The sequence below is a fragment of the Vibrio sp. 10N.239.312.D08 genome, from assembly GCF_041466145.1.
In the GTDB taxonomy this organism is placed as follows: Bacteria; Pseudomonadota; Gammaproteobacteria; order Enterobacterales; family Vibrionaceae; genus Vibrio; species Vibrio crassostreae_C.
In genome coordinates this window covers 1-1707 of sequence record NZ_JBFSSD010000109.1, presented here as the reverse complement: position 1 = coordinate 1707, position 1707 = coordinate 1, and the positions used below count along the sequence as shown (strand labels likewise).

Sequence of the window (1707 nt, the reverse complement as noted above, 5' to 3'; positions counted from 1 at the left end):
TCACAATAATTCATCAATCTTAATTAGATCACATTTTTACTTTAATTGGTATAAATCATAGTGTTTCGCACGTCAGTCGAATAACTTACACAAAAGATTTTCCCGCAGCCCACAGCTCTTAGCTCAGGTTTTTCCCAAAACCAACTCATGATTAGGACTACATCATTTCTGATTCCAGCTGTGAGGTGACTCGAGCATGATCTCAAACGTATATAGCTTTAAGTTTAGCATTCAGATACTCGAGCCATACGCGCTGTAGATGTTTCCTTTATTAAGTGAGCGGCTCTCAGTATTAGTTAACAGCCTTTCGGCTACGAAATCTGACTTCTGCTCTATCTGTGAATCTATAGGATACGTGTAATTAGGGCTCTATCATGGAGGCTTCTCTTAAGAACGCTAGAGCTCATAATGAGTCGACTTAATGTCTCTTGTTATGCATTGAGCTTAAAACCACTCTCGATGGTATTGAGCGACTCGTTCTAAGTACTTCAAAGGGTGAAAGTAGGCTAGATTCAGCTTAAAGGTGAGAGTCGCTAAGTGTGTTCCCAAGTGGTGCCTGAGGGGTATATAAGCTAAGAAATAGAGCATCCCTCGTATTCGTGAAGTGACGTTTATCACCCTGCGGATTTAGATTCTTTGGTTCTAGGTGCTGGTATATTAGGGGTTACCACTCTGTCTTCGATTTTGATGTGTTTGTTGACTCGATATTAATCAGTCGTGTTGACCGTTTTGCTCTGAGCATATTGATTTCTTGCTGGTTAGTTCAAGCTATGTTTTGGTTATTGCGACTAAGATGAAGCTAGAAGGTCACTACTGTTTGCTTAGTAGAAATAAAAATCCCCCAAATCATTGGCGGATAGTTTTGTGATTCTTTTCAGAATTAGATAAAGCCTTAAACCTAATGGGTCGAATTATGAAATTGAGTTTTAACTTTGAAGATGCGAGCCAGATCTTTGTGGGATCTTTTGCCTTGGCCGTGCCGATTTCTTTTTCTGAAGAGGCTTGGAAGTTAGGGGAGACTTTACCTACCGCTAATCTATTGCTGCTATTTTTACTGTCTGCGGTGTTCTTAGGCTTCTATACGTATGAGAGTGTCTTTCAAAAAGATGTTGTTGCTCGGTTGCCGGTGTTTATTTTCAGAATAGTGATTGCTTATGTTATGACGGCATTGGTCGTTGCTCTGGTACTGACTTGCCTGGACAAATTACCTCTATTGAGTGATCCCGTCGTATCGATCAAAAGAGTGATTGTTATTTCAATGCCAGCCTCTATGGGCGCTATTGTAGTGGATAGTTTTGATAAAGAGTAATCTGTGTATCAATTTGGATTGAAGTGTCTTACAGAGCTTTTCAGCGCTTACTTGATTCGTTATTTAGCTTTCTTACCTCCAAACTTAGTATTGATTTTTTCAACCGATCTCCTAGTCAATAAAATGAGTAGCAACGTACTGTGACTGACTCTTACGTGAATGTGTCGTTTGTTGTTGGGAGATTTTGAAGAGCATTAAGTAGCGAAGATTTGTAGCTTTGGAAGGATATAAAAACGGTTGGTTTCTGAATTGAATATGGTATTTGAAAGGTGAGGGTAGTTGTATTAATAAGTTAGGATCTTTAGATGCAAAAAAGCCGCATCAATGATGCGGCTTCTTTTAATTGGCTCCCCTTGCAAGACTTGAACTTGCGACATACGGATTAACAGTCCGCCGTT

At 39.7% G+C, this 1707-nt stretch carries 1 protein-coding gene; it reads left to right on the top strand.

Annotated elements, in window-relative coordinates:
- The first annotated feature begins 913 nt into the window (after positions 1-913).
- Positions 914-1309: a DUF2391 family protein gene (locus tag AB6D58_RS24345; RefSeq protein ID WP_017060180.1), complete on the top strand. Its 396-nt coding sequence runs from the start codon at positions 914-916 to the stop codon at positions 1307-1309.
- Positions 1310-1707: the final 398 nt, after the last annotated feature.

Bases quoted from the DNA above. Each gene is read 5' to 3' on its own strand.
- AB6D58_RS24345 (WP_017060180.1), top strand. From the start codon at position 914: ATGAAATTGAGTTTTAACTTTGAAGATGCGAGCCAGATCTTTGTGGGA.